This window comes from Rhizobium leguminosarum (genome assembly GCF_019798305.1).
Classification (GTDB): domain Bacteria; phylum Pseudomonadota; class Alphaproteobacteria; order Rhizobiales; family Rhizobiaceae; genus Rhizobium; species Rhizobium leguminosarum_U.
In genome coordinates, this window is record NZ_JAAXDD010000002.1 from 494,412 (window position 1) to 514,327 (window position 19,916).

The following is a 19,916-nucleotide window of genomic DNA, read 5'->3' on the forward strand; positions in this document are numbered from 1 at the left end:
GGGTTGGCGGCATGCCGCCAACCCTCACCCGCTGATCAGCGCCAGCCATTCGTCCTCGTCCATCGTCTGCACGCCGAGTTCGCGCGCCTTGTCCAGCTTGGAGCCGGCGCCGGGACCGGCAACGACGATGTCGGTCTTCTTCGAGACCGATCCCGCCACCTTGGCGCCGAGACTTTCCGCCCTCGCCTTTGCCTCGTCGCGGGTAAACTTTTCCAGCGAGCCGGTGAAAACCACAGTCTTGCCGGCAACCGGGCTGCCTGCCGTCTTCGGTTGTTCGGCCTCCTCGGGCGTCACCTCCTCGATAAGCCGGGTGATCACCTCGACATTGCGCGGCTCCTTGTAGAATTCGACGATAGCCCGCGCCACGACCTCGCCGATGCCCTCGATGGCGTTGAGATCGTTCCATGCGTCGCCGGAAAGCGCCTCCGCCTCGCGCATTGCGGTTTCAAAGGCCGCATAGGTGCCGTAGGAGCGCGCCAAGAGCTTCGCCGTGGTCTCGCCGACATGACGAATGCCGAGCGCGTAGATGAAGCGGTGGAGCGCAATGCTGCGCCGTTCGTTGATCGCCGCGTAGAGCTTGCCGACGCTGACCTTGCCGAAGCCGTCGATATTCTCCAGCTTGGTCATCGATTGCTGCTGCCGCTTCTCCAGCGTGAAGATATCGGGCGCGGTGCGGATCTGCAGCGACGCGTCTTCATTTTCGAAGAAGAAGTCGATCTGCTTCGAACCGAGGCCCTCGATATCAAAAGCGTTTCGCGAAACGAAATGCTTCAGATGCTCCGTCGCCTGCGCCCTGCAGATGAAGCCGCCGGTGCAGCGGGTGACCGAATCGAGCTTGCCGGTCTTCTCATGTCTTTCACGCACGGCATGCGAACCGCAGACCGGGCAGGTCTTCGGAAATTCATAGGGGCTGGCCTCGGCCGGCCGCTTCTCCATGACGACGTCGAGCACCTGCGGGATCACATCACCTGCGCGCTGGACGATGACGGTATCGCCGATGCGGATATCGTGCTCGTCGTCGCGGATCCGCTCGCCGCTATTGCCGATGCCCCTGATGTAATCCGCGTTGTGCAGCGTCGCATTGGTGACGACCACGCCGCCGACGGTGATCGGCGTCAATCGCGCGACGGGTGTCAGGGCGCCGGTGCGGCCGACTTGAATGTCGATATTCTCGACGATCGTGAAAGCCTGCTCGGCAGGAAACTTGTGCGCCGTCGCCCAGCGCGGCGAACGCGAGCGGAAGCCGAGACGGGCCTGCAGTTCGAGACTGTCGACTTTATAGACGACGCCATCGATATCATAGTCGAGATCCGGGCGCTTGAGCCCGATCTCGTCATAATGCGCCAGGATGTCGGCGACCGCGTTCAACCGTTTCATCAGCGGATTGACCGGAAAACCCCACTCTTTGAAGGTCTGCACCATACCGAACTGTGTATCGGCGGGCATCTCCGACATCTCGCCCCAGGCATAAGCGAAGAATTTCAGCTTGCGACTTGCCGTCACCTTGGCGTCGAGCTGGCGCAGCGACCCGGCCGCGGTGTTGCGCGGATTGACATAGGTCTGCTTGCCCTCCGCCTCCATCTGCCGGTTCAGCGCCAGGAAGTCGCTCTTGGCCATATAGACCTCACCGCGGATCTCGACGACGGCGGGAACGCCCTTCGGCAGCTCGTTGGGGATCTCGGCGATGGTCCGGATGTTGGCAGTGACGTTCTCGCCCGTCGTGCCGTCGCCGCGCGTGGCGGCCGTCACCAGCCTGCCGTTCTCGTAACGGATCGACATCGACAGGCCGTCGATCTTCGGCTCGGCGGTAAAGGCGATCGACTGATCCGGCAGCCGGCCGAGGAAGCGATAGACGCCGGCGACGAAATCCTGCACGTCCTCCTGCGAGAAGGTGTTGTCGAGCGACAGCATCGGCCGCGCATGAACAACAGGCGCGAAGGTGACGGAGGGTGCTGCGCCGACATGCCGCGACGGGCTGTCCTCGCGAATCAGCTCGGGAAACCGCATTTCCAACGCATCGTTGCGGCGCTTCAGCTCGTCGTAATCGGCATCCGAAATCTCCGGCCGGTCCTTGCCGTGGTAGAGAGCATCGTGATACGCGATCTCCTTTGCCAGCCGTTCGAGCTCGGCGGCAGCCTCTTCGATCGTCAACGTGTCGACGGTGGAACCTTCGGTGGGCATGGAACATCACTCCAGAGAATCTGGCCAGAAAATCTGGATTGTTTTTAGAGCAAAATTGCCGGATGAAAAGAGCGGCTGGATATCCTGCATAGGCAAGATCGCTCTCCCCGGCCTATTCCCAATCCCTGGCGTTGCGCAGCCGGATGCCACTGACATGCAGGCTGGTGTTCTAGAGGTTCTTCAACGGCCGCAGACTATCGACCACCCGAAGCTCCACCCTGCGCGGCCCAAACTCCTGGTCGAGCCGCGAGATGGCGGTCCTCTCCATCGGAATGACGCGTCTGCGCGCCACCCACATGCCCGCATCATCCAGAGCCTCGAAGCCTTCGGCCGGCATCTCGTAACGATGGATCGTCTCCGCTTCGAGCCTTTCCAGCCAACGGCGCTCGACACAGGCGACGGCGCGCCAGTCGCCGAGCCAGTGCGGCCGCTCCGTCTCCAGCGTCTCGGGTTTCGCCCATATCAGGATGCGGGGGCAGTCACGTGGAAAGAGATACATGAAGTCATGATCATCATCGATTGCCCAGACGAGCGGACCGTTCAGCCATTCCCGGCCGGGCGCGCGGGCAGACGGGACGCGAACCGAGCGTGGCTCGAACACCGTGATACCGGAATCGCCGCTGAAATGGAAAAGTTGCATGGCTTGGGCTCGCCGCCGATCGGGAAGCTTCAGCGCATATCGCGCCGCGGGATTATTGTCATCCCACCTGCCGAAGCGGAAACAGCATCGGAAATCAGCCGTTGCCGGCCAGCAGCCGCTTCGCCGCCGCCCTGGCCTCTTCGGTCACCGAAGCCCCGGCCAGCATACGGGCGATCTCCTCGGTGCGGTCCTTCTGTGCCATCGTCGCGACGCGCGTGGCGATCTTTTCCGAACCGTCGGCCGATGGTCCCTTGGAAATCAACAGATGCGTCGCCGCCCGCGCCGCGACTTGCGGCGCATGGGTGACCGACAGTACCTGTACCCGCTCCGACAGCCGCTTCAGCCGCTGGCCGATCGCATCGGCCACCGCACCGCCGACGCCGGTATCGATTTCGTCGAAGACCAGCGTTGGGGCCGATCCGCGATCGGCGAGCGCCACTTTCAGCGCCAGCAGGAAACGCGACAGTTCGCCGCCCGAGGCGACCTTCATGATCGAGCCCGGCCGCGTGCCCGGATTGGTCTGAACATGGAACTCGACGACGTCGATGCCTTCGGCGAGCGTCTCCTCCGCATCCGTGGCGATCTCGACCATGAAACGGGCCCGTTCGAGCTTCAGCGCCGGCAACTCGGCCATGACAACCCCAGCCAGTGCGGTGCCGGCGTGATGGCGCTTGTCGGAGAGCGAACGCGCCGCCGCATCGTAATTTTCCCGCGCCAGGCCGACCTTGGCTTCGAGCCGGGCAAGCCTCTCCTCACCCGCATCGAGATCGGCAAGATCGGCGATCATGCGCACGGCAAGCGCCGGCAGCTCGGTGACGGGCACGGAATATTTGCGCGAGGCGGCCCTGAGCGCGAAAAGCCGCTCCTCCACCCGCTCCAGCTCTCTCGGATCGTATTCGGTCTTGCGCAGCGCCGCCTCGACTTCCATCTGCGCGTTGGAAAGCTGGTCGAGCGCGGCATCGAGCAGCGTCACGGTATCTTCGAGCAGTCCCGGCGCCTCATGGCTCTTGCGCTCCAGCCGGCGCACCAGCGAGGCGATATGGGGCACCGGCGAGGCATTGCCGTTCAGGAATTCGGACGCCTCGGCGATATCGCCGGCGATTCGCTCGGCCTTCATCATTTTCTGCCGGCGATCGGCGAGCTCTTCCTCCTCGCCATCCTGCGGCGAAAGCTTCTCGAGTTCCGCGACGGAAGAGCGCAGATAGTCCGCTTCGCGCGCCGCACTTTCCACCTTCTCGCGGTGCTTCTTCAGCGTCCGCTCGCTGTCGCGCCACAGGCGATAGAGCCGGGAGACCTCGGAAACCTCGTCGGTGAGGCCGGCGAAGGCATCGAGGAGAGTGCGGTGAGCGTTGGTGTCGACCAAGGCGCGATCGTCGTGCTGGCCGTGGATTTCGACCAGCATCTGGCCGGCCTGGCGCATCAGCTGCACGCTGACCGGCTGGTCGTTGACATAGGCCTTGGTGCGCCCATCCGCCGATTGCTGGCGGCGGAAGATCAAGTCACCCTCGTCGTCGATGCCGTTTTCACGCAGGAGCGTGCGGGCGCCGTGTTCCATGCCGACGTCGAACACCGCCGTCACCTGGCCTTTCTCCTCGCCGTGGCGCACCAGATCGCCGTCGCCGCGCCCACCGAGCGCCAGCGACAGGCTGTCGAGCAGGATGGATTTGCCCGCCCCGGTCTCGCCCGTCAGCACGGAGAGGCCGGTCTCGAAGGCAAGATCCAGCCGCTCGATCAGGACGATATCGCGGATCGAAAGCTGGATCAGCATTGGCCTCAGGAACCGAGAAGAAGTTTCTTGCCCGCTGCCGCGATCCACGAGCCCTTGTTTTCACGCGGCTCGGCACCGCCGCTCTGCAGCAGCTTGTAGGAATCAGCATACCACTGGCTGTCGGGATAATTGTGACCGAGAACGGCAGCGGCTGTCTGCGCCTCGTCGACAATGCCCATGGCGTAATAAGCTTCGACGAGACGTGCTAAGGCCTCTTCGATCTGGTTTGTATTCGGATATTTCTCGACGACGAGGCGGAAGCGCGAGATCGCGGCGAGATATTCCTTCCGCTCCATGTAGTAGCGGCCGATCTGCATTTCCTTGCCGGCAAGCTGGTCGCGCGCAAAGCGGATCTTGGCCTGTGCGTCATCGACATATTCGGAGTTCGGATAATTGTCGATGACGGCCTGCATCGCCTCGATCGTCTTGGCGGAGGCGCGCTGGTCCTGCGTCACGTCGACGATCTGCTTGGAATAGGTAAGACCGATAAGATACTGCACATAGGCGGCATCCTGGGACTTCGGATATTGCGACATGTAGCGGTTGCCGGAAGCAAGCGCATCGTCCAGGCGGCCCTGGCGGTATTTGACGAAGGTGCTCATCACAAGCGCCTTGCGCGCCCATTCGGAGAATGGGTTTTCGCGGTCGATCGCGTCGAACTTGCGCGCCGCTTCCGCCATGTTGCCGGCCTTCATATTGGCAAGGCCCTGGGTGTAGAGCACGTCAGGCGGATCGGTTTCGAGACCGAGCTTGGTGATGTCGATATCGGGATCCGACTGGCAACCGGAGATCGAGGCGCCTGCGCTGAGCACCAGAAGCGATGCGAACAAGGCGCGCGTTGTCTTCATCATACCTTCAGATCCTGCATAACCCATTCGAAAGAACCCCACTGCCGCCGCTCTCTCCACGGCAGCCACGCCTCGCTGGCGTTTCTAGCCACAAATGTGCATCAAGAGCAACGCAATGATAAGGCATTAACGCATTTTTGTGGCAGCAGCCGCAGAATGACCGGCTTTTCAACTTCTTCCCGACCTGTGGCAGCCAAGCATCAGCTATCGACGCAGACACGGCCGGACATAAAAAAACCGCCTCCGGGAAAGAGGCGGCCTGGTCTTGAGAATATGCTGGAGGTCATGCCGACCAGGGAGCGAATTCCGAAGCGCTGACTGCAATCAGTTCGCGGGCAGCGACGCGCTGGCGCGGCGTCGACGTCTCCACAACCTCGTAGGCGGAGGGATCGGCGAGCAGCGCCTTCAGCGCATTGGCATTCATCTTGTGACCGCCGCGATAGGAGCGGTAGCAGCCAATGAACTGGGCGCCGGCAAGCGACAGATCGCCGACGGCATCGAGCGTCTTGTGGCGGACGAATTCGTCCTTGGCGTAACGCAGACCTTCGACGTTGATGACGGTGTTGTCGTCGGAGATGACGACTGAATTTTCAAGCGAGGAGCCGAGCGCGTGGCCCGACGCCCAGAGACGCTCGACATCGCGCATGAACCCGAAGGTGCGGGCGCGGGAAAGCTCGGTCTTGAAGACGGCGGCGGTCATGTCGCCGGCCCACTTCTGCCGGCCGATCAGCGGGCAGTCGAAATCGATCTCGACTTCGAAGCGCGTACCGTCATAGGGACGGAACTCACTCCAGGAGCCGCCATGCTCGATTCGCACCGGCTTGGTGATACGGATATAACGGCGCTTGACGCCAAGCGAGACGAGACCGACCTGCTCGATCGCCTCGACGAAAGGTAGCGAGCTGCCGTCCATGATCGGCATTTCGGAGCCCTGCACCTCGATCACCACATTGTCGAGGCCAAGCGCATAGACGGCGGCCATGACATGCTCGATCGTCGCGACCGAATGGGCGGGTGAGAAGCCGAGTACGGTGCAGAGGTCAGTATTGCCGACCTGCGAAGAGACGGCCTTGAGTTCGGTAATATCGCCATTGTCATGCAGGCGCTGGAAAACGACGCCGGTGTCCGATTCGGCCGGGTTCAGGGTGATCGAGACTTCTGCGCCCGAATGCACTCCGATGCCCGAAAGCGTCACGGGACGCGATACCGTCGTTTGAAAACCCAGCAAGCCAATTGCCATAAATTCTGCCTTTTATTCTTCCGTACCGGCGGTCTGTCCGATCGGCGCGGTCATCGTTCATTCTGCGGAAGGAGCTGTTGAAAGCCTCCTAGGGCAGTTTTCTTGCACCATACTTACGTGCGCCGGCGCTCCAATCCAAATCACTGTTTCTTTCGCTTTGTTACGAAGTCACGCGATTGAAATCATTTGCGAATCACGGGCAAAAAAGCAGCAATGCCCGGGACCTTGATCCCGGGCATGAACGGCGCCGAAGCACGGACTCAGTTCGACTGGCGACGCAGGAATGCCGGGATTTCCAGTTGGTCGTCTTCCTGCATCATCCGGGCCTGCGGAACTGCTCGGCCCTGGTCGTCGAGGTTGCCGCGACGCGGTGCGTAGAGGCTTGCCTCCGGCGATAGCGGACGGCGCTGCTGCGAAGCGGCCGGCGGTGCGGCGCTCATATCGGCGGCAACGGCGTCGTCGTCGCGGCGGCCAAGCGAATTGGTGATTCGCTTGAGCAGGCCCATCGGACCGCGCTCTTCCGCCGCATGCGCGGAGGCCGGCTGCGTGCGGTGGTCGAGTTCGGCCTGGACGACCGGCGGGAAATCCTCGACCTTCGGCATGCGCATCGGTTCGGGCGTCTGGCGGATGGTCGGCTCCTGCCGAACCGGCTGCTGGACCGGCTGGCTTATCACCGGCTGGCTCATGACGGGCGCCGGAGCCTGCTGCTGCACCGGTGCCGGACGCATTGCCGGAGCTTCCGGTGCAGGCGCGAAGATCTTGCTCTGCGGACGGAAGGTTTCTTGCTGTACGACCGGCTGCTGCAGCGGTGCGGCGGCACGCGGGGCCGGAATTTCGAGCTCGCGTTCCATCTCGGCTTCGCGGATGGTCTGCGCGATCGGATCCATGGCCTTCGGTGCCTGCATCACGGGGGCAGGCTGAACTGCGGCCGCTGCCGGAGCAACAGCCGCGGAGGGGCGGATAGCGGGCCTTGCTGCCGGCTGGAGGTTCCGTTCGGCGGCTTCGTTCATCGCCCGGTCGATGCCGGTTGCGACGACCGAGACGCGGATGATGCCTTCGAGCGATTCGTCGAAGGTGGCGCCGAGGATGATGTTGGCGTCAGGATCGACTTCCTCGCGGATGCGGGTCGCGGCTTCGTCGACTTCGAAAAGGGTGAGGTCGCGACCGCCGGTGATGGAGATCAGCAGGCCCTGGGCGCCCTTCATCGAGGTTTCGTCGAGCAGCGGGTTGGCGATAGCAGCCTCTGCGGCCTGCAGCGCGCGGCCGGAGCCGGAGGCTTCGCCGGTGCCCATCATCGCGCGGCCCATTTCGCGCATCACCGAGCGGACGTCGGCGAAGTCGAGGTTGATGAGGCCTTCCTTGACCATCAGGTCGGTGATGCAGGCAACGCCCGAATAGAGAACCTGGTCGGCCATGGCGAAGGCATCGGCGAAGGTCGTCTTGTCGTTGGCAATGCGGAAGAGGTTCTGGTTCGGAATGACGATCAGCGTATCGACAGACTTCTGCAGCTCCTGGATGCCCATCTCGGCCAGGCGCATGCGGCGCCCGCCTTCGAAATGGAACGGCTTGGTGACGACGCCGACCGTCAGGATGCCCTTGTTGCGGGCGGCCTGCGCGACAACGGGAGCAGCACCTGTACCGGTGCCGCCGCCCATGCCTGCGGTGACGAAGCACATATGCGTGCCGTTCAGGTGATCGACGATTTCGTCGATGCACTCCTCGGCGGCCGCGCGGCCGACTTCCGGCTGCGAGCCGGCACCGAGGCCTTCGGTGACGTTGACGCCGAGCTGGATGATGCGCTCAGCCTTCGTCATCGTCAGCGCCTGCGCATCCGTGTTGGCGACGACGAAGTCGACACCCTGGAGGCCGGCGGTAATCATGTTGTTGACGGCATTGCCGCCACCGCCGCCAACGCCGAACACGGTGATGCGCGGCTTCAGCTCTGTGATGTCAGGCTTTTGCAGCTTGATGGTCATGGTACCTGTTCCTTCTCTCTCTGGCCGCATCGCCACGCCGGCCAATTACTCAATTTCAGAAACTTTCCTTCAGCCACTGGCCCATGCGGGCTATGCGGCTGTTATTTCCCCCAAGCGACATGAGCAGACCGCTCTGTGACGCATGTGTCTCCATGTCCGCGACCTGCGGATAAATCATCAGGCCGACGGCCGTCGAAAAGGCCGGACCCTTGGCCGCCGTCGGCAGCCCCGAGACGCCCATCGGACGGCCGATGCGGACGTTGCGGGCAAGGATGCGCCGCGCCACGTCGGCAAGGCCGGTCAGCTGGCTCGCCCCGCCGGTCAGCACGACACGCTTGCCGACGATCGGGCTGAAGCCTGAGCGCTGGATACGGTCGCGAATCAGTTCCATCGTCTCTTCGATTCGGGCCGACACGATGCGCGAAACCAGCGCCCGCGGCACCTGTGACGGCTGGTCGCGATCGTCCTCGCCGATCGGCGGGATCGAGATCAGCTCGCGCTCGTCGGAGGAATTCGAAAGTGCCGAGGCATGCACGACCTTCAGCCGCTCCGCATCCTCGATGCGGGTCGAAAGCCCGCGCGCCAGGTCGGTGGTGACGTGATGGCCGCCAAGGCCGACGGCATCAGTATGAACGAGTTTGCCTTCGGCAAAGACCGAGATCGTCGTCGTGCCGCCGCCCATGTCGATTGCCGCGCAGCCGAGCTCGACCTCGTCGTCGACGAGAGCCGCAAGGCCCGATGCATAGGGCGTCGCGACGATGCCCTCGACCGACAGATGCGCGCGGTTGACGCTAAGCTCGAGGTTCTTCAGCGCGGAGCGCTCCGCCGTGACGACATGCATGTCGACGCCGAGCGCATCGCCGTACATCGCCAGCGGATCGCGGATGCCGCGCTCGCCGTCGAGCGAGAAGCCGGTCGCCAGCGAATGCAGCACCGAACGGTCCTGGCGGAGCGACTGCTGACAAGCGGCCGACAGCACCTTCTTCAGATCGTTGAGCTCGACTTCCTGGCCGCCGAGATCGATCGTCGCCGTGTAGATGTCGCTGCCCAGGCGGCCGGCCGTCAGGTTGACGATCAGGCTTTCGACGGTCAGCCCCGCCATGCGCTCGGCCGCATCAACGGCGAGACGGATGACGCCTTCCAGCGCGTCGAGATCGGCGATGACGCCGGTCTTGATGCCACGGGACCGCTGGTGGCCGATGCCGATGATCTCGATATTGTGCGTGCGGCCCGGCAGGATCTGGCTTTCCTCGCGCGGCGTCAGCCGGCCGATCATGCAGACGACCTTGGTCGAACCGATGTCGAGCACCGAAACGACATGCGACCGCTTCGACGAAAGCGGCTTCAGGCGCGGCAATCCGAAATGGGATGAACCGAACAAGCTCATATATTCTGCCCCGCCTTCTTCAATTCTTTCGTACGCTCCGTCACTGCCGTCTGCCTGCGGATCGCCGCCTCCGGCGTCAGCTGGATCGCGGTTCTGTCGGCCAGCCTGAGATCGACCGCAGCAATGTCCCGTTCCAGGAGCTGGTGCTCCTTGTCGAACTTCGAAAGCGTCGCCAGTGCCTGGTCGATACCGTCTTCCGGCAGCTTGACGACGACGCCGTTGTCCATGTGCAGGTCCCAGCGACGGCCCGATATCCAGACATAGGCCTTCACGCGGGCCTTCACGTCGGGCCACTTCGAGAAGGCGTCGTCGATCGAAGCCGCCGCCGTTTCGGCATCGCGGCCGACGACGAGCGGCAGCGCCGAAAACTTGTTGTCGCGCAGCGGCGCAATGACGCTGCCGTTCTTCTCGATCAGGGAAAGCTCCTGTCCGTGCTGCCAGATCGCATAGGCCTGGCGCTCCTTGAGCTTCACTTCGATCGTTTTCGGATAAATCTTGCGGACCTCGACATTTTCGACCCAGGGAAGATGGGCGATCTTCCGGCGGGCGGCATCGACGTCGAGGGCGACCAGCGAGGTCGTGCCGTCAAGGCCGATCAGCTGCAGGATCTCGATTTCGGAGGTCTCCGAGTTGCCGGAGACCTTGACGTCCTCGATCGCGAAACCCGCGGCCGTCGTTGTCGCCTGCGCGACGGCTTCCGTGTGGCCGCCGAGCGACATGCCGTAAAACCCCGTCGCAGCCAGGAAGGCGAGTGCGGAGACCGTGCCCGTATGAACGGGAATATGGATGCGGCCGCTGCAGAGGCTGATCAGGAAGCGCGTGACCCGGCGCAGCGGACGCGGCAGCACGAACCGCTCTTCGGCTTCCATGATCGGAAGCACGGCATGATGGCTGGGGCGCCCTATCCTCTTGACTGTCAACGCAAACAAGACGCGTCCTCCACCATCCACCGGAGAAACTGACCAAAGGAATAGCCGGCATGACCGGCCATTTCGGGCACGAGCGAGGTTGGAGTCATCCCTGGCTGGGTATTGACCTCCAGCCAGATGATTTCGCCGTCTTCGGAGAAACGATCGTCGTAACGAAAGTCGGACCGACTGACGCCGCGACAACCGATTGCCTGATGCGCCCTTAGGGACAATGTTTGTATTTTTTGGTAAATATTCGGTGAAATTTTCGCGGGTATGACGTGTTTTGAACCGCCAGCCGCATACTTGGAGTCGTAATCATAAAAATTGTGTCCCTGCGGCACCACTTCAGTGACACCGAGGGGCGTTTCACCCATGACACCGCAGGTGAGTTCGCGACCGTAAATATAGCGCTCGACGATCACCTCTTCGCCGTAGCGCCATTCGGGCGAGCTGACGATCTGTGGCGGATGCGCCTGATCTTCCGTGACGATGACGACGCCGAAGCTCGACCCTTCGCGGACGGGTTTCACCACATAGGGCGGCTTCATCGGATGCGTTGAGGGAAAGGCGAAACGGTTGACCACCTGCGATTCGGCCACCGGAATGCCGGCGGCGGCGGCAACGAGCTTCGCCTTGTCCTTGTCCATCGCCAGCGCCGAGGCAAGCACGCCCGAATGCGTATAGGGGATTTCAAGATATTCGAGGATGCCCTGAATGGTGCCGTCCTCGCCGAACGGGCCGTGAAGCGCATTGAAGACGACATCGGGCTTCAGCGCGGCGAGTTTCTCGGAAACGTCGCGCGCCACGTCGATGCGCGTCACGTCGAAACCCTCCGCCTCGAGGGCTTCTGCGCAAGCCTTTCCCGAGGAAAGGCTGACAGGCCTTTCCGAGGAAAATCCGCCCATCAGGACAGCGACATGCTTGCGACTCATCAACACCCCCAAAAAATAACTTCCATTTTCGAAATCGACGCTTGCGCGAAGCTGTCTGCGTCGTTTCAGGCCTTTGTCCGACCTGGGTGCATTAGAGCATCATTATGGTTAATGAAGTGTTTACTTTCGTTAACTTCGTATTGCCGCGCCCTTGATTTTTTAACCTTCTCTTCTTCGGGATTGCCAGATCGAAGATGCCGCCGATCCGCGAAAACAGAAAAACCCGCGCGGAAAAACCGTGCGGGCTCAATGGGATAGCTCAGCGCCTTGCAGTCAGTCGGCGTCGTCGAGGAATTTCCACACAAACCCGCCGAGCGCCCCGCCCGCAAGTGGCGCAATCCAGAACAGCCAGAGCTGCTGCAGCGCCCAGCCGCCGACGAAAAGCGCCTGGCCGGTGGAACGCGCCGGATTGACCGAGGTATTCGTCACGGGGATAGAAACGAGATGGATCAGCGTCAGCCCGAGGCCGATCGCAAGCGGCGCGAAGCCCGCAGGCACCCGGCTGCTGGTCGACCCCAGGATGATGATCAGGAAGAACATGGTCAGCAGCACTTCGATCAGCAGCGCCGAAAGCAGTGAATAACTACCCGGAGAATGGTCGCCATATCCGTTGGCGGCAAAGCCGCCGAGCTCGAACCCCGCCTTGCCGCTGGCGACGAGATAAAGCAGCGCCGCCGCAGCGATGGCGCCGACAACCTGCACAACGACATAGGGAACGAGACGCGCCGCCGGAAACCGTCCGGCAACCGTAAGGCCAAGCGAGACGGCGGGATTGAAATGACCGCCCGAAATGCCGCCCACGGCATAGGCCATGGTGAGCACGGTCAGACCGAACGCAAAGGCCACGCCGACAAAACCGATCCCAAGTTCGGGATAAGCCGCGGCCAGCACGGCGCTGCCGCATCCCCCGAAGACCAGCCAGAACGTGCCGAGAAACTCAGCAACCAGACTCTTTTGCATGCTCACCTCCTTAAGCTCAACCAAGAGTTTAAATGAATCCGTTACAATTTGATTCCGGTCAAGCGCGCGGACATTGCGAAGGCAAGCTTCACGAAAGGATCGAGAAACGGGTTCGAGATGCGATACCTATGGCCCAGGAGACGTTTTCTCAGACCGGAAATTGCGCTAAGACCCGCCAGCCTCCCAGGGCGCTTCATAGAAATATTGATTGGAATGAAAATGACAGACGCGATCTCCGCATCGCCGACTCCTGCCTTGAACAGCACGCAAGTCAATTCCCCGGCTCGCGTCCTCATCGCCAGCCTTGTCGGCACCACCATCGAATTCTTCGACTTCTACGTCTACGCGACGGCAGCCGTGCTCGTCTTTCCGCATCTCTTCTTCCCGGCAAGCGATTCAAACGCCGCAACGCTGCAGTCGCTCGTCACCTTCTCGATCGCCTTTTTCGCCCGCCCCATCGGCGCCGTCATTTTCGGTCATTTTGGCGACCGCATCGGCCGCAAGGCGACGCTCGTCGCTGCGCTGATGACGATGGGGCTTTCGACGGTCCTGATCGGCATGCTGCCGGGCTATGATGCGATCGGCATCGCAGCACCCTTGTTGCTGGCGCTTTGCCGGTTCGGTCAGGGCCTCGGCCTCGGCGGCGAATGGGGCGGCGCCGTTCTGCTTGCCACCGAAAACGCTCCTCCCGGCAAGCGTAGCTGGTACGCCATGTTCCCGCAGCTCGGCGCGCCGATCGGCTTCATCCTCTCCTCCGGCTTCTTCCTCATCCTGGCGGAAACGATGAGCAACGAGGATTTCCTCGACTACGGATGGCGCATTCCCTTCATCGCCAGCCTCGCCCTCGTTGCCGTCGGCCTCTATGTCCGCCTCAAGATCGCCGAGACGCCGGAATTCCGCAAAGCCGTCGAAAAGCAACAGCGCGTCGCCGTGCCGATCGAGGTGGTCTTCCGCGGTCATCTGCGCAGCCTGATCCTCGGCACCTTCATTGCAGTCGCGACCTTCGTGCTGTTCTACCTGATGACAGTCTTCACGCTCTCCTGGGGCACGACCCCCTTGGAAAAGGGCGGGCTTGGCTATACGAGAGAGCAGTTCCTGATCGTCCAGCTTGTCGGCGTCGTCTTTTTCGGCCTGACGATTCCACTCTCTGGCTGGCTTTCCGACCTCTACTCGCGCCGCCTCATCCTGACGCTGACGACGATTGCCATCGCGATCTTCGGCTTCTTCTACGCGACGCTGTTGACCAGCGGTCTGACCGGCGCTTTCCTGTGCTCGATCATCGGCCTCGCCTTGATGGGTTTCACCTATGGTCCGATCGGCGCTGCCCTTGCCGCTCCCTTCCCGACCATGGTGCGCTATACCGGCGCCTCGATGACCTTCAACCTCGGCGGCATCTTCGGCGCTTCGCTCGCCCCTTATATCGCCACCTGGCTCGCCACCCATTACAGCCTGGACTATGTCGGCTACTACCTTGCCGCCTCGGCGGTGATCTCGCTGGTCTGCATCCGGCTGTCGGGCCGCGAGGAAGTCTGAGCCATCTGCCGTGCAAGCAAAAAAAGCCGCGACACTCGTCGCGGCTTCAGACGGCTATCCAGCGTGCTTTGTGCGTTTATAGCCTGGTAATCGCGAGGAAGATCATACGGTGGATCTCTGCGTGGCTGGCATCATCGGTCGGCTTCACCCTCGTCGACAGGCATTATTTTCTGCATGTTGCTCCGTGCCGGGGAGCGGCTACCGCAACATTCCTTGAGGCTTTTCCCTGAACCGCAAGGACATGGATCTTTGCTCCTGCGCTGCAGGCGACCGATCAGGGGGAGAATAACTGCGGTCGGCAAGAATGCGGCGACAAGAGTAAACAACTTGGCTGAAATGCCGGGAACGACGCGGCGACGGCCGGAGTTGAAACCGCTCCAGGCCCGCTCAGCGACATATTCAGCGTCCAGCTTGGGCAATATCTTGAAGAGAGCCGCCCGGTTCGCGCCGGCCTTTTCAAGGAATTCGGTGGATACCGGTCCTGGCGCCACACATGTCACGGTAACGCCAAAACGGCGCACTTCCTGATGGAGCGCGTCCGAAAAAGAGCGCACAAAACCCTTGCTTGCGTAATACAATGCCATGTACGGCCCGGGAACGAGACCCGCTACGGAGCCGAGATTGATCACGCCGCCACGTCCGCGCGCCAGCATTCCAGGCAGGAAGCGAAGGGTCATGTCGGTCAGGGCGCGTATATTGACATCGATAATCCCCATCTGATCTTTGACGGGGAGTAACGTTGCTGCGCCTCGCAGACCATATCCGGCACTGTTGACCAGGACGCCGCAGACCAAATCGTTGGCGATTAGAAAAGCCTCAAGACGTGCCGACGCATCGGCTGCGAAGAGATCCAGCTCCAACGTGAAGGGCTCACCACCGGCCTGCTGTACGTCGGCCGCCGCAGCGGCGAGGCCTTCCGGCGAACGCGCGACGAGCACGACGACATTGTGTTCGCGTGCCGCAACCTTTGCGATTGCTCGTCCAATGCCGCGGGAACCGCCAACCACGACGACAGCCAAGCGGGGCTCACTGTGCGGTGTCACTTCGATGTTCCTACCGCCGTCACGATGATAGCGGCTCCGCTCTGGGCGAGGCTTTTTACTTCGTCGGCGACCTCGCCGTTCAAGATCCTTTCGAACCGTTCCAATGCTCGTGCGACATTCGCTCCATCCATGACCCTGTGGTCGTAGTGGATGCGGACAGCAACCGATCCATCCTCGCCGATCGGGCCGTAGTTGAAAAGTGTGGTCAACGGACTGAGAGGGTTGAGAGACTCCGCTCCGAGACCCGAATAGACAGACAGTTGGAAGGTGCCGAAATAGCGCGCTCGCTTCCGTCCTATATTCAGTCCGAGCCACATGAGCAGCCACCTCAGAGGGGCAGGTGCGCGAGCAAGCTTCAGGGAGCGCCGAAACTCCTTGATCTCCAGAACCGGAAGTGACCTCGCTGAACGGATCAGCGTCTCCAGCTCGGTGATTGAGCATTGCTCGGGACCTTTGATGGTGCTCAGCAGAACGACCCGCTCTCCGTCATGCTCGCGCTCATGGGCAATGGAGGCCACGCTGGCCGGATATTCATAGAGCTGTGGCCACGGAAACTTGATATAAGCACGCCGCAATTCGGGAATTTCTTGAGAGAGCAGGGCGTATCCCTTCAAGAAAAGCACCGTCCAGGACGGCCGGGCATCCGCGCCGTCTCTTGCATCCAGGAGCGGCCGAAGGTTCATTTGTCGCTGGACCGTCACACGCGGCACCCCGATCGAGAATCTCATCAGATCTCCGACAAGGCGTCGCGATGCCGAGAGCTTGATCGTTCGGCCTCTCATCTTCTTGCTACCTCTAATAAAGATAAGGGATGATGCGCTTGGTCTTCGCCATATACGCTTGATATTGCGGGCCGAAAACTTCCAGCATCATACGTTCTTCCTTGTCCACCCTTAGGAAGAATAGAACGGCGAAGCCGATCAGGCCCGCCATGCCTGCCACCCAGTTCGGCAGCAGAAACGCTTGTGAAAGCCCCATCAGAAGAAACGACGTGTACATCGGGTGGCGGACAAGGGAGTACGGGCCAGCGCATATCAATTCGTGCTGCTGACGGATCTCCAGCGTAATCGACCAGTTTCGTCCTAATTGCTTGTGGGTTCTTCGAAAGACCCACATCGCGGCGCAGAAGAGTATTGTCCCGATCACGACGGCCCACAAATGGGCGGTATAGTCGGCTGCCTTAGGGATGCCGGTCGCGACGTAAAATCCCGGCACGATCGCAAGTCCGGCGAGGGCTGCCGCAAGCCCGACCGCCTCCGAACCGGTACGGCGGTTACTGACGACCGGCACTCGCTTTGCGCGACGCTCAAATGGGTATCGAATGATGCACCATGCAACAATTCCGAGAACCCAGACGCCCTCGCCGACGACGGCTGCTGATAAGTTCAAATCAAGTCACCAGAACCTTTCCATGATCTGCCTTCTTGGATGCCCGGTAATCAACCTGTATTCATCTCCCGAAGGTTTGTAATGAACTGTTGCGGCCTTAGCCAAATGCTGGGCGCCTTATAACCCATGTGCCGTGCGATATCCGCCACAAAGGCATTGCAGTTGTATACCGATGCCTCCCAGAGACGAGAGGTTGCCTGCAGTTTGCGTATATACGCAACTGTGTCGTTATATTCATTATCACTCAGCATCACACGCCAGCTTGCTGATCTGTATTGCTCTTCCAGGTCACCGTCCGTCGCTCCGGTCGTGGCCGGAACCGGTATGAAGTGGCCTATTACATACTGCGCGGCATCGGGAGAAGCTGGGGCAAGCCCTGCAACTTCGGGATTGATCATATTTCCGTTTTTATCCGCCTGCCCAAAAACGACGTAGGTGTGGCCGTAGGTCAGCGCATAGCGTGAGCGGAATTCGATGAAATGCCGATTTGATTTGTTTTCAGCCGTATTGGTTGGAGCTACGCCTCTGCCGTTGGAGGTATAATGCGGTAAAGGCCTTTTGTCTTCTGTCTGGCATGACGATGCCACGAACGCCAACATAACAACTAGCGACACACCGCCTCTTCCAAGCGCCATCACTAAGCTCCATATGCAGGCCCTGACGAATGCGAGCCCGAAGTCAGCATATAAAAATGCCACTCTTGCGCTGTGAGTTACGAAGGAGCGCAGCTTGGCGGTTTATGTAAGAAGAGGAAGGGTCTATGTGACCCTTCCTAAGAATCAAACGCGATATGCTACTTGTAGACTGCTTCTGCCGGCGGCGGGGCCTTCCCCTTGCCTTTGCCGATCGACCCGCAAGCACTCAGATTGGCCACCGCAAACATCGCAACGATTACGATTAGAATTCTGCTCATCAGGAAGTCCTCTCCTCATCATGGTATAGCTTTTCAGGCTACACCTTAAAGTTTAGCGACAATCAGTACCCTGGATAGGGCAGACATGATGCAACATGCAACGAATCTACATTAGCAGATACATATTGCTATGGCCAACCCCGCGATTTCAAATGGTAAACACCATCAGATGACAACCACGCGCGTGCCTACGCGTGCACGGGAGTAGAGGTCGACGATGTTTGCGTTCGTCAGGCGAATACACCCATTCGAAACGGCACGGCCTATCGACCAGGGCGCATTCGTTCCATGCAACCGGAACAGGGTATCTTGTCCGCCTTGATAGAGGTAGAGGGCCGCTGCACCGAGAGGGTTGAGCGGTCCTCCCGGTACTCCTTCGGCATATTTGGCCAGTCGGGGCTTGCGTTGAATCATGTCATCGGTGGGCTTCCACGAGGGCCACTCCGCCTTATAGCCGATAGTGGCTTCGCCCTTGAAACTCAGTCCTTCCTCTCCGACGGCAACGCCATAGCGAGTCGCCAGTCCGTCTGCTTCCACGAAGTAAAGATAGCGGCTCGCCGTATCGACGACGATAGTTCCGGGCGGTTCACTCCCCGTATAGGCGACCTCCTGTCGTCGATAGCGGGGATCGGCATCCGGATCCCTAGCGAATCGGTAGCCCAGTGGCGGCCCATCGCCCGAAGTACATCCAGAAAGCATTAGAGCCAGGCTCCCCAGCACGAGCCCCCGGCGTGTAATATGCTGTTTGTCCATTTCCACCTGCCAAGTAACTCCGTCGATCCCGTTCATTCCAAATTAGCCCGTTCATTCCAAATTAGATTCCGACATCTCTGATAAAGACACTCAACTCTGTGGAGGATGAGTTCGCAACACTGGCAACATCTGAAGCCGCGCAATACCATACGCTTCCATTTATCCGTGAAACCCCTTGCATCAACAATCGCGTCGATCGAATATTAGCATATCAACAAGGACAGAGACGATGAAGCTTTGCCTGGAAGGAAAAATCGCGATCGTAACGGGTGCAGGTTCCGGAATTGGTGCCGCCGTTTCCCGACAACTCGCTGAGGAGGGTGCCGAGGTCGTTGTCGCCGATATCAATGCTGACGCAGCACACACGATTGCCGCCGCAATCAGATCAGATGGAGGCAGCGCCCGTGAATTTGTCGTCGATGTCAGTGACAGTGGAAGCGTACAGAGACTTGTCGAATTTACCGTCGAGACGTGCGGCGGCTTGGATCTGGCGGTCAATAATGCGGGAATTGATGGGATGCGCGCAGCGGTCGCCGACTATCCACTCGACAATTGGGACAAGGTGATGAACGTCAATCTGAACGGCGTTTTCTATTGCATGAAGTCCGAAATTGGCGCGATGCTTAAGCTGGGCGGCGGCGCAATTGTGAATATGTCTTCCACTCTCGGGTCCGTTGGACTACCCACCGCGGCGGCATACACGGCAGCCAAGCACGGGGTCGTTGGACTGACGAAAGTCGCTGCGATGGAGTATGCGAGGCTGGGTATCCGCATAAATGCCGTCGGTCCCGGCTGGATCGAAACGCCACTTTTGTCAGAGCATCTTGAGGCGGCGAGTACGCGACGCATGGCATCGCTTCAACCAATGGGCAGGCGTGGAAAACCGGAAGAGGTCGCGACTCTTGTGTGTTTCCTCCTGTCCGAGCAGGCCAGTTTCATTACAGGGGTGCACTATTTGGTGGACGGGGCCTATACCGCTCACTGAAGAAGGGGCTGGGAAGTAGGCGGGGATTTCCAGACTACCTCCATTTTGTCTGATGCTGTGCTGCTGACTGGGGGACCGGTGTTCTGCCCCCATATTGCGGTCTCTCCGCTGAGCTATGTCGGCTGTCGGGCCGCGAGGAAGTCTGAGCCTCGAGCAGCAAATGAACAACAAGCCGCGACGGCTAGAGCGGGATTGTTTTAGTCGGAATCGGAACAGGGATTCCCTTTGTGGTGCAAATCAGATTCACCATTCTGGCCGGTGCAGGAGGCTGGTCTGGATGGCGAAACCTTTTTCGGATGATCTTCGGGAACGCGTTGTTGGCGCAGTAATGCGCGAGGGCCTGTCGTGTCGAGCGGCGGCAAAGCGCTTCGGCATTGGCATCAGCACCGCGATCGACTGGGTCCGGCGCTTGCGTGAGACGGGCAGCGCGGCCCCTGGCCAGATGGGCGGCCACAAG

19 protein-coding genes are annotated in these 19,916 nt (G+C 60.7%); 3 read left to right on the forward strand and 16 right to left on the reverse strand.

The features are described 5' to 3' along the window. Window positions 1-24 precede the first annotated feature (24 nt). The 10 genes from ligA to aqpZ all read right to left on the reverse strand — a co-directional run bounded on the left by ligA (window position 25) and on the right by aqpZ (window position 12,849). Window positions 25-2,181, reverse strand: coding sequence for an NAD-dependent DNA ligase LigA (gene ligA / locus HFO99_RS05855; protein ID WP_222359867.1), 2,157 nt, complete (start codon window positions 2,179-2,181; stop codon window positions 25-27). A gap of 169 nt (window positions 2,182-2,350) precedes the next feature. Continuing rightward, complete coding sequence (locus tag HFO99_RS05860; RefSeq protein ID WP_222359869.1) at window positions 2,351-2,821, reverse strand: DUF6886 family protein; 471 nt, start codon at window positions 2,819-2,821, stop codon at window positions 2,351-2,353. A gap of 94 nt (window positions 2,822-2,915) precedes the next feature. Next, window positions 2,916-4,589 (reverse strand): DNA repair protein RecN, encoded by a 1,674-nt coding sequence (gene recN / locus HFO99_RS05865; RefSeq protein ID WP_222359871.1) that lies wholly within the window; start codon window positions 4,587-4,589, stop codon window positions 2,916-2,918. Window positions 4,590-4,594: 5 nt separating this feature from the next. Further along, entirely contained in the window at window positions 4,595-5,464 is an 870-nt protein-coding gene (locus HFO99_RS05870; protein WP_222359873.1) for an outer membrane protein assembly factor BamD, read from the reverse strand. A gap of 256 nt (window positions 5,465-5,720) precedes the next feature. Next, window positions 5,721-6,677 carry a UDP-3-O-acyl-N-acetylglucosamine deacetylase gene (lpxC, locus tag HFO99_RS05875; RefSeq protein WP_162115970.1) on the reverse strand — a complete coding sequence of 319 codons (957 nt, stop codon included), beginning with the start codon at window positions 6,675-6,677 and terminating at the stop codon, window positions 5,721-5,723. Between the two features lie 260 nt (window positions 6,678-6,937). Continuing rightward, window positions 6,938-8,653, reverse strand: a complete 1,716-nt coding sequence (ftsZ, locus tag HFO99_RS05880) for a cell division protein FtsZ (protein WP_222359875.1) — start codon at window positions 8,651-8,653, stop codon at window positions 6,938-6,940. Window positions 8,654-8,708: 55 nt separating this feature from the next. After that, the gene (gene ftsA, locus HFO99_RS05885) at window positions 8,709-10,040 is read right to left on the reverse strand and encodes a cell division protein FtsA (RefSeq protein WP_003561012.1); all 1,332 of its coding nucleotides are present in this window, start codon (window positions 10,038-10,040) and stop codon (window positions 8,709-8,711) included. Further along, on the reverse strand, window positions 10,037-10,969 hold the full coding sequence (locus HFO99_RS05890; protein WP_064246037.1) for a cell division protein FtsQ/DivIB: 933 nt from the start codon (window positions 10,967-10,969) through the stop codon (window positions 10,037-10,039). Before HFO99_RS05890 ends, ftsA begins: the two co-directional genes overlap by 4 nt. Beyond that, window positions 10,957-11,883, reverse strand: a complete 927-nt coding sequence (locus HFO99_RS05895) for a D-alanine--D-alanine ligase (protein WP_184499653.1) — start codon at window positions 11,881-11,883, stop codon at window positions 10,957-10,959. Before HFO99_RS05895 ends, HFO99_RS05890 begins: the two co-directional genes overlap by 13 nt. A gap of 273 nt (window positions 11,884-12,156) precedes the next feature. Beyond that, window positions 12,157-12,849, reverse strand: a complete 693-nt coding sequence (gene aqpZ, locus HFO99_RS05900) for an aquaporin Z (protein WP_315860471.1) — start codon at window positions 12,847-12,849, stop codon at window positions 12,157-12,159. A 213-nt stretch (window positions 12,850-13,062) separates the two neighbouring features. On the opposite strand from aqpZ, the gene HFO99_RS05905 reads away from it, so the two are divergent. Beyond that, window positions 13,063-14,376: an MFS transporter gene (locus tag HFO99_RS05905; protein WP_222359879.1), complete on the forward strand. Its 1,314-nt coding sequence runs from the start codon at window positions 13,063-13,065 to the stop codon at window positions 14,374-14,376. A gap of 131 nt (window positions 14,377-14,507) precedes the next feature. On the opposite strand, the gene HFO99_RS05910 is transcribed toward HFO99_RS05905, so the two are convergent. The 6 genes from HFO99_RS05910 to HFO99_RS05935 form a co-directional block, all read right to left on the reverse strand. Further along, window positions 14,508-15,419, reverse strand: a complete 912-nt coding sequence (locus HFO99_RS05910; protein ID WP_222359881.1) for an SDR family NAD(P)-dependent oxidoreductase — start codon at window positions 15,417-15,419, stop codon at window positions 14,508-14,510. Further along, the gene (locus tag HFO99_RS05915) at window positions 15,416-16,201 is read right to left on the reverse strand and encodes a hypothetical protein (protein ID WP_222331519.1); all 786 of its coding nucleotides are present in this window, start codon (window positions 16,199-16,201) and stop codon (window positions 15,416-15,418) included. Before HFO99_RS05915 ends, HFO99_RS05910 begins: the two co-directional genes overlap by 4 nt. A gap of 13 nt (window positions 16,202-16,214) precedes the next feature. Further along, window positions 16,215-16,808 (reverse strand): protein-S-isoprenylcysteine O-methyltransferase, encoded by a 594-nt coding sequence (locus tag HFO99_RS05920; protein ID WP_222331518.1) that lies wholly within the window; start codon window positions 16,806-16,808, stop codon window positions 16,215-16,217. Between the two features lie 50 nt (window positions 16,809-16,858). Beyond that, a complete protein-coding gene (locus HFO99_RS05925) occupies window positions 16,859-17,443 on the reverse strand; it encodes a hypothetical protein (protein WP_064246030.1) in 585 nt (194 codons plus the stop codon). 158 nt (window positions 17,444-17,601) lie between these two features. Beyond that, entirely contained in the window at window positions 17,602-17,721 is a 120-nt protein-coding gene (locus HFO99_RS05930) for a hypothetical protein (RefSeq protein ID WP_018243378.1), read from the reverse strand. A gap of 165 nt (window positions 17,722-17,886) precedes the next feature. Next, window positions 17,887-18,474 carry a L,D-transpeptidase gene (locus HFO99_RS05935; RefSeq protein ID WP_222331751.1) on the reverse strand — a complete coding sequence of 196 codons (588 nt, stop codon included), beginning with the start codon at window positions 18,472-18,474 and terminating at the stop codon, window positions 17,887-17,889. Between the two features lie 229 nt (window positions 18,475-18,703). Between HFO99_RS05935 and HFO99_RS05940 the strand changes: the two genes are divergently transcribed. Together HFO99_RS05940 and HFO99_RS05945 are read left to right on the forward strand one after the other, a co-directional pair. Further along, window positions 18,704-19,459, forward strand: a complete 756-nt coding sequence (locus HFO99_RS05940) for an SDR family NAD(P)-dependent oxidoreductase (RefSeq protein WP_222331517.1) — start codon at window positions 18,704-18,706, stop codon at window positions 19,457-19,459. A 277-nt stretch (window positions 19,460-19,736) separates the two neighbouring features. Then, window positions 19,737-19,916 (forward strand): helix-turn-helix domain-containing protein (locus HFO99_RS05945; protein ID WP_222359883.1); only part of this gene is annotated, 180 nt, incomplete at its 3' end.

What these genes read in the sequence shown, in the direction of transcription:
- ligA (WP_222359867.1), bottom strand. Translation starts at nt 2,181, where the DNA reads ATGCCCACCGAAGGTTCCACCGTCGACACGTTGACGATCGAAGAGGCT.
- HFO99_RS05935 (WP_222331751.1), bottom strand. Translation starts at nt 18,474, where the DNA reads ATGGACAAACAGCATATTACACGCCGGGGGCTCGTGCTGGGGAGCCTG.
- ftsA (WP_003561012.1), bottom strand. Translation starts at nt 10,040, where the DNA reads ATGAGCTTGTTCGGTTCATCCCATTTCGGATTGCCGCGCCTGAAGCCG.
- recN (WP_222359871.1), bottom strand. Translation starts at nt 4,589, where the DNA reads ATGCTGATCCAGCTTTCGATCCGCGATATCGTCCTGATCGAGCGGCTG.
- HFO99_RS05940 (WP_222331517.1), top strand. Translation starts at nt 18,704, where the DNA reads ATGAAGCTTTGCCTGGAAGGAAAAATCGCGATCGTAACGGGTGCAGGT.
- HFO99_RS05915 (WP_222331519.1), bottom strand. Translation starts at nt 16,201, where the DNA reads ATGAGAGGCCGAACGATCAAGCTCTCGGCATCGCGACGCCTTGTCGGA.
- HFO99_RS05925 (WP_064246030.1), bottom strand. Translation starts at nt 17,443, where the DNA reads ATGGCGCTTGGAAGAGGCGGTGTGTCGCTAGTTGTTATGTTGGCGTTC.
- lpxC (WP_162115970.1), bottom strand. Translation starts at nt 6,677, where the DNA reads ATGGCAATTGGCTTGCTGGGTTTTCAAACGACGGTATCGCGTCCCGTG.
- HFO99_RS05870 (WP_222359873.1), bottom strand. Translation starts at nt 5,464, where the DNA reads ATGGGTTATGCAGGATCTGAAGGTATGATGAAGACAACGCGCGCCTTG.
- ftsZ (WP_222359875.1), bottom strand. Translation starts at nt 8,653, where the DNA reads ATGACCATCAAGCTGCAAAAGCCTGACATCACAGAGCTGAAGCCGCGC.
- HFO99_RS05895 (WP_184499653.1), bottom strand. Translation starts at nt 11,883, where the DNA reads ATGAGTCGCAAGCATGTCGCTGTCCTGATGGGCGGATTTTCCTCGGAA.
- HFO99_RS05930 (WP_018243378.1), bottom strand. Translation starts at nt 17,721, where the DNA reads ATGAGCAGAATTCTAATCGTAATCGTTGCGATGTTTGCGGTGGCCAAT.
- HFO99_RS05905 (WP_222359879.1), top strand. Translation starts at nt 13,063, where the DNA reads ATGACAGACGCGATCTCCGCATCGCCGACTCCTGCCTTGAACAGCACG.
- HFO99_RS05860 (WP_222359869.1), bottom strand. Translation starts at nt 2,821, where the DNA reads ATGCAACTTTTCCATTTCAGCGGCGATTCCGGTATCACGGTGTTCGAG.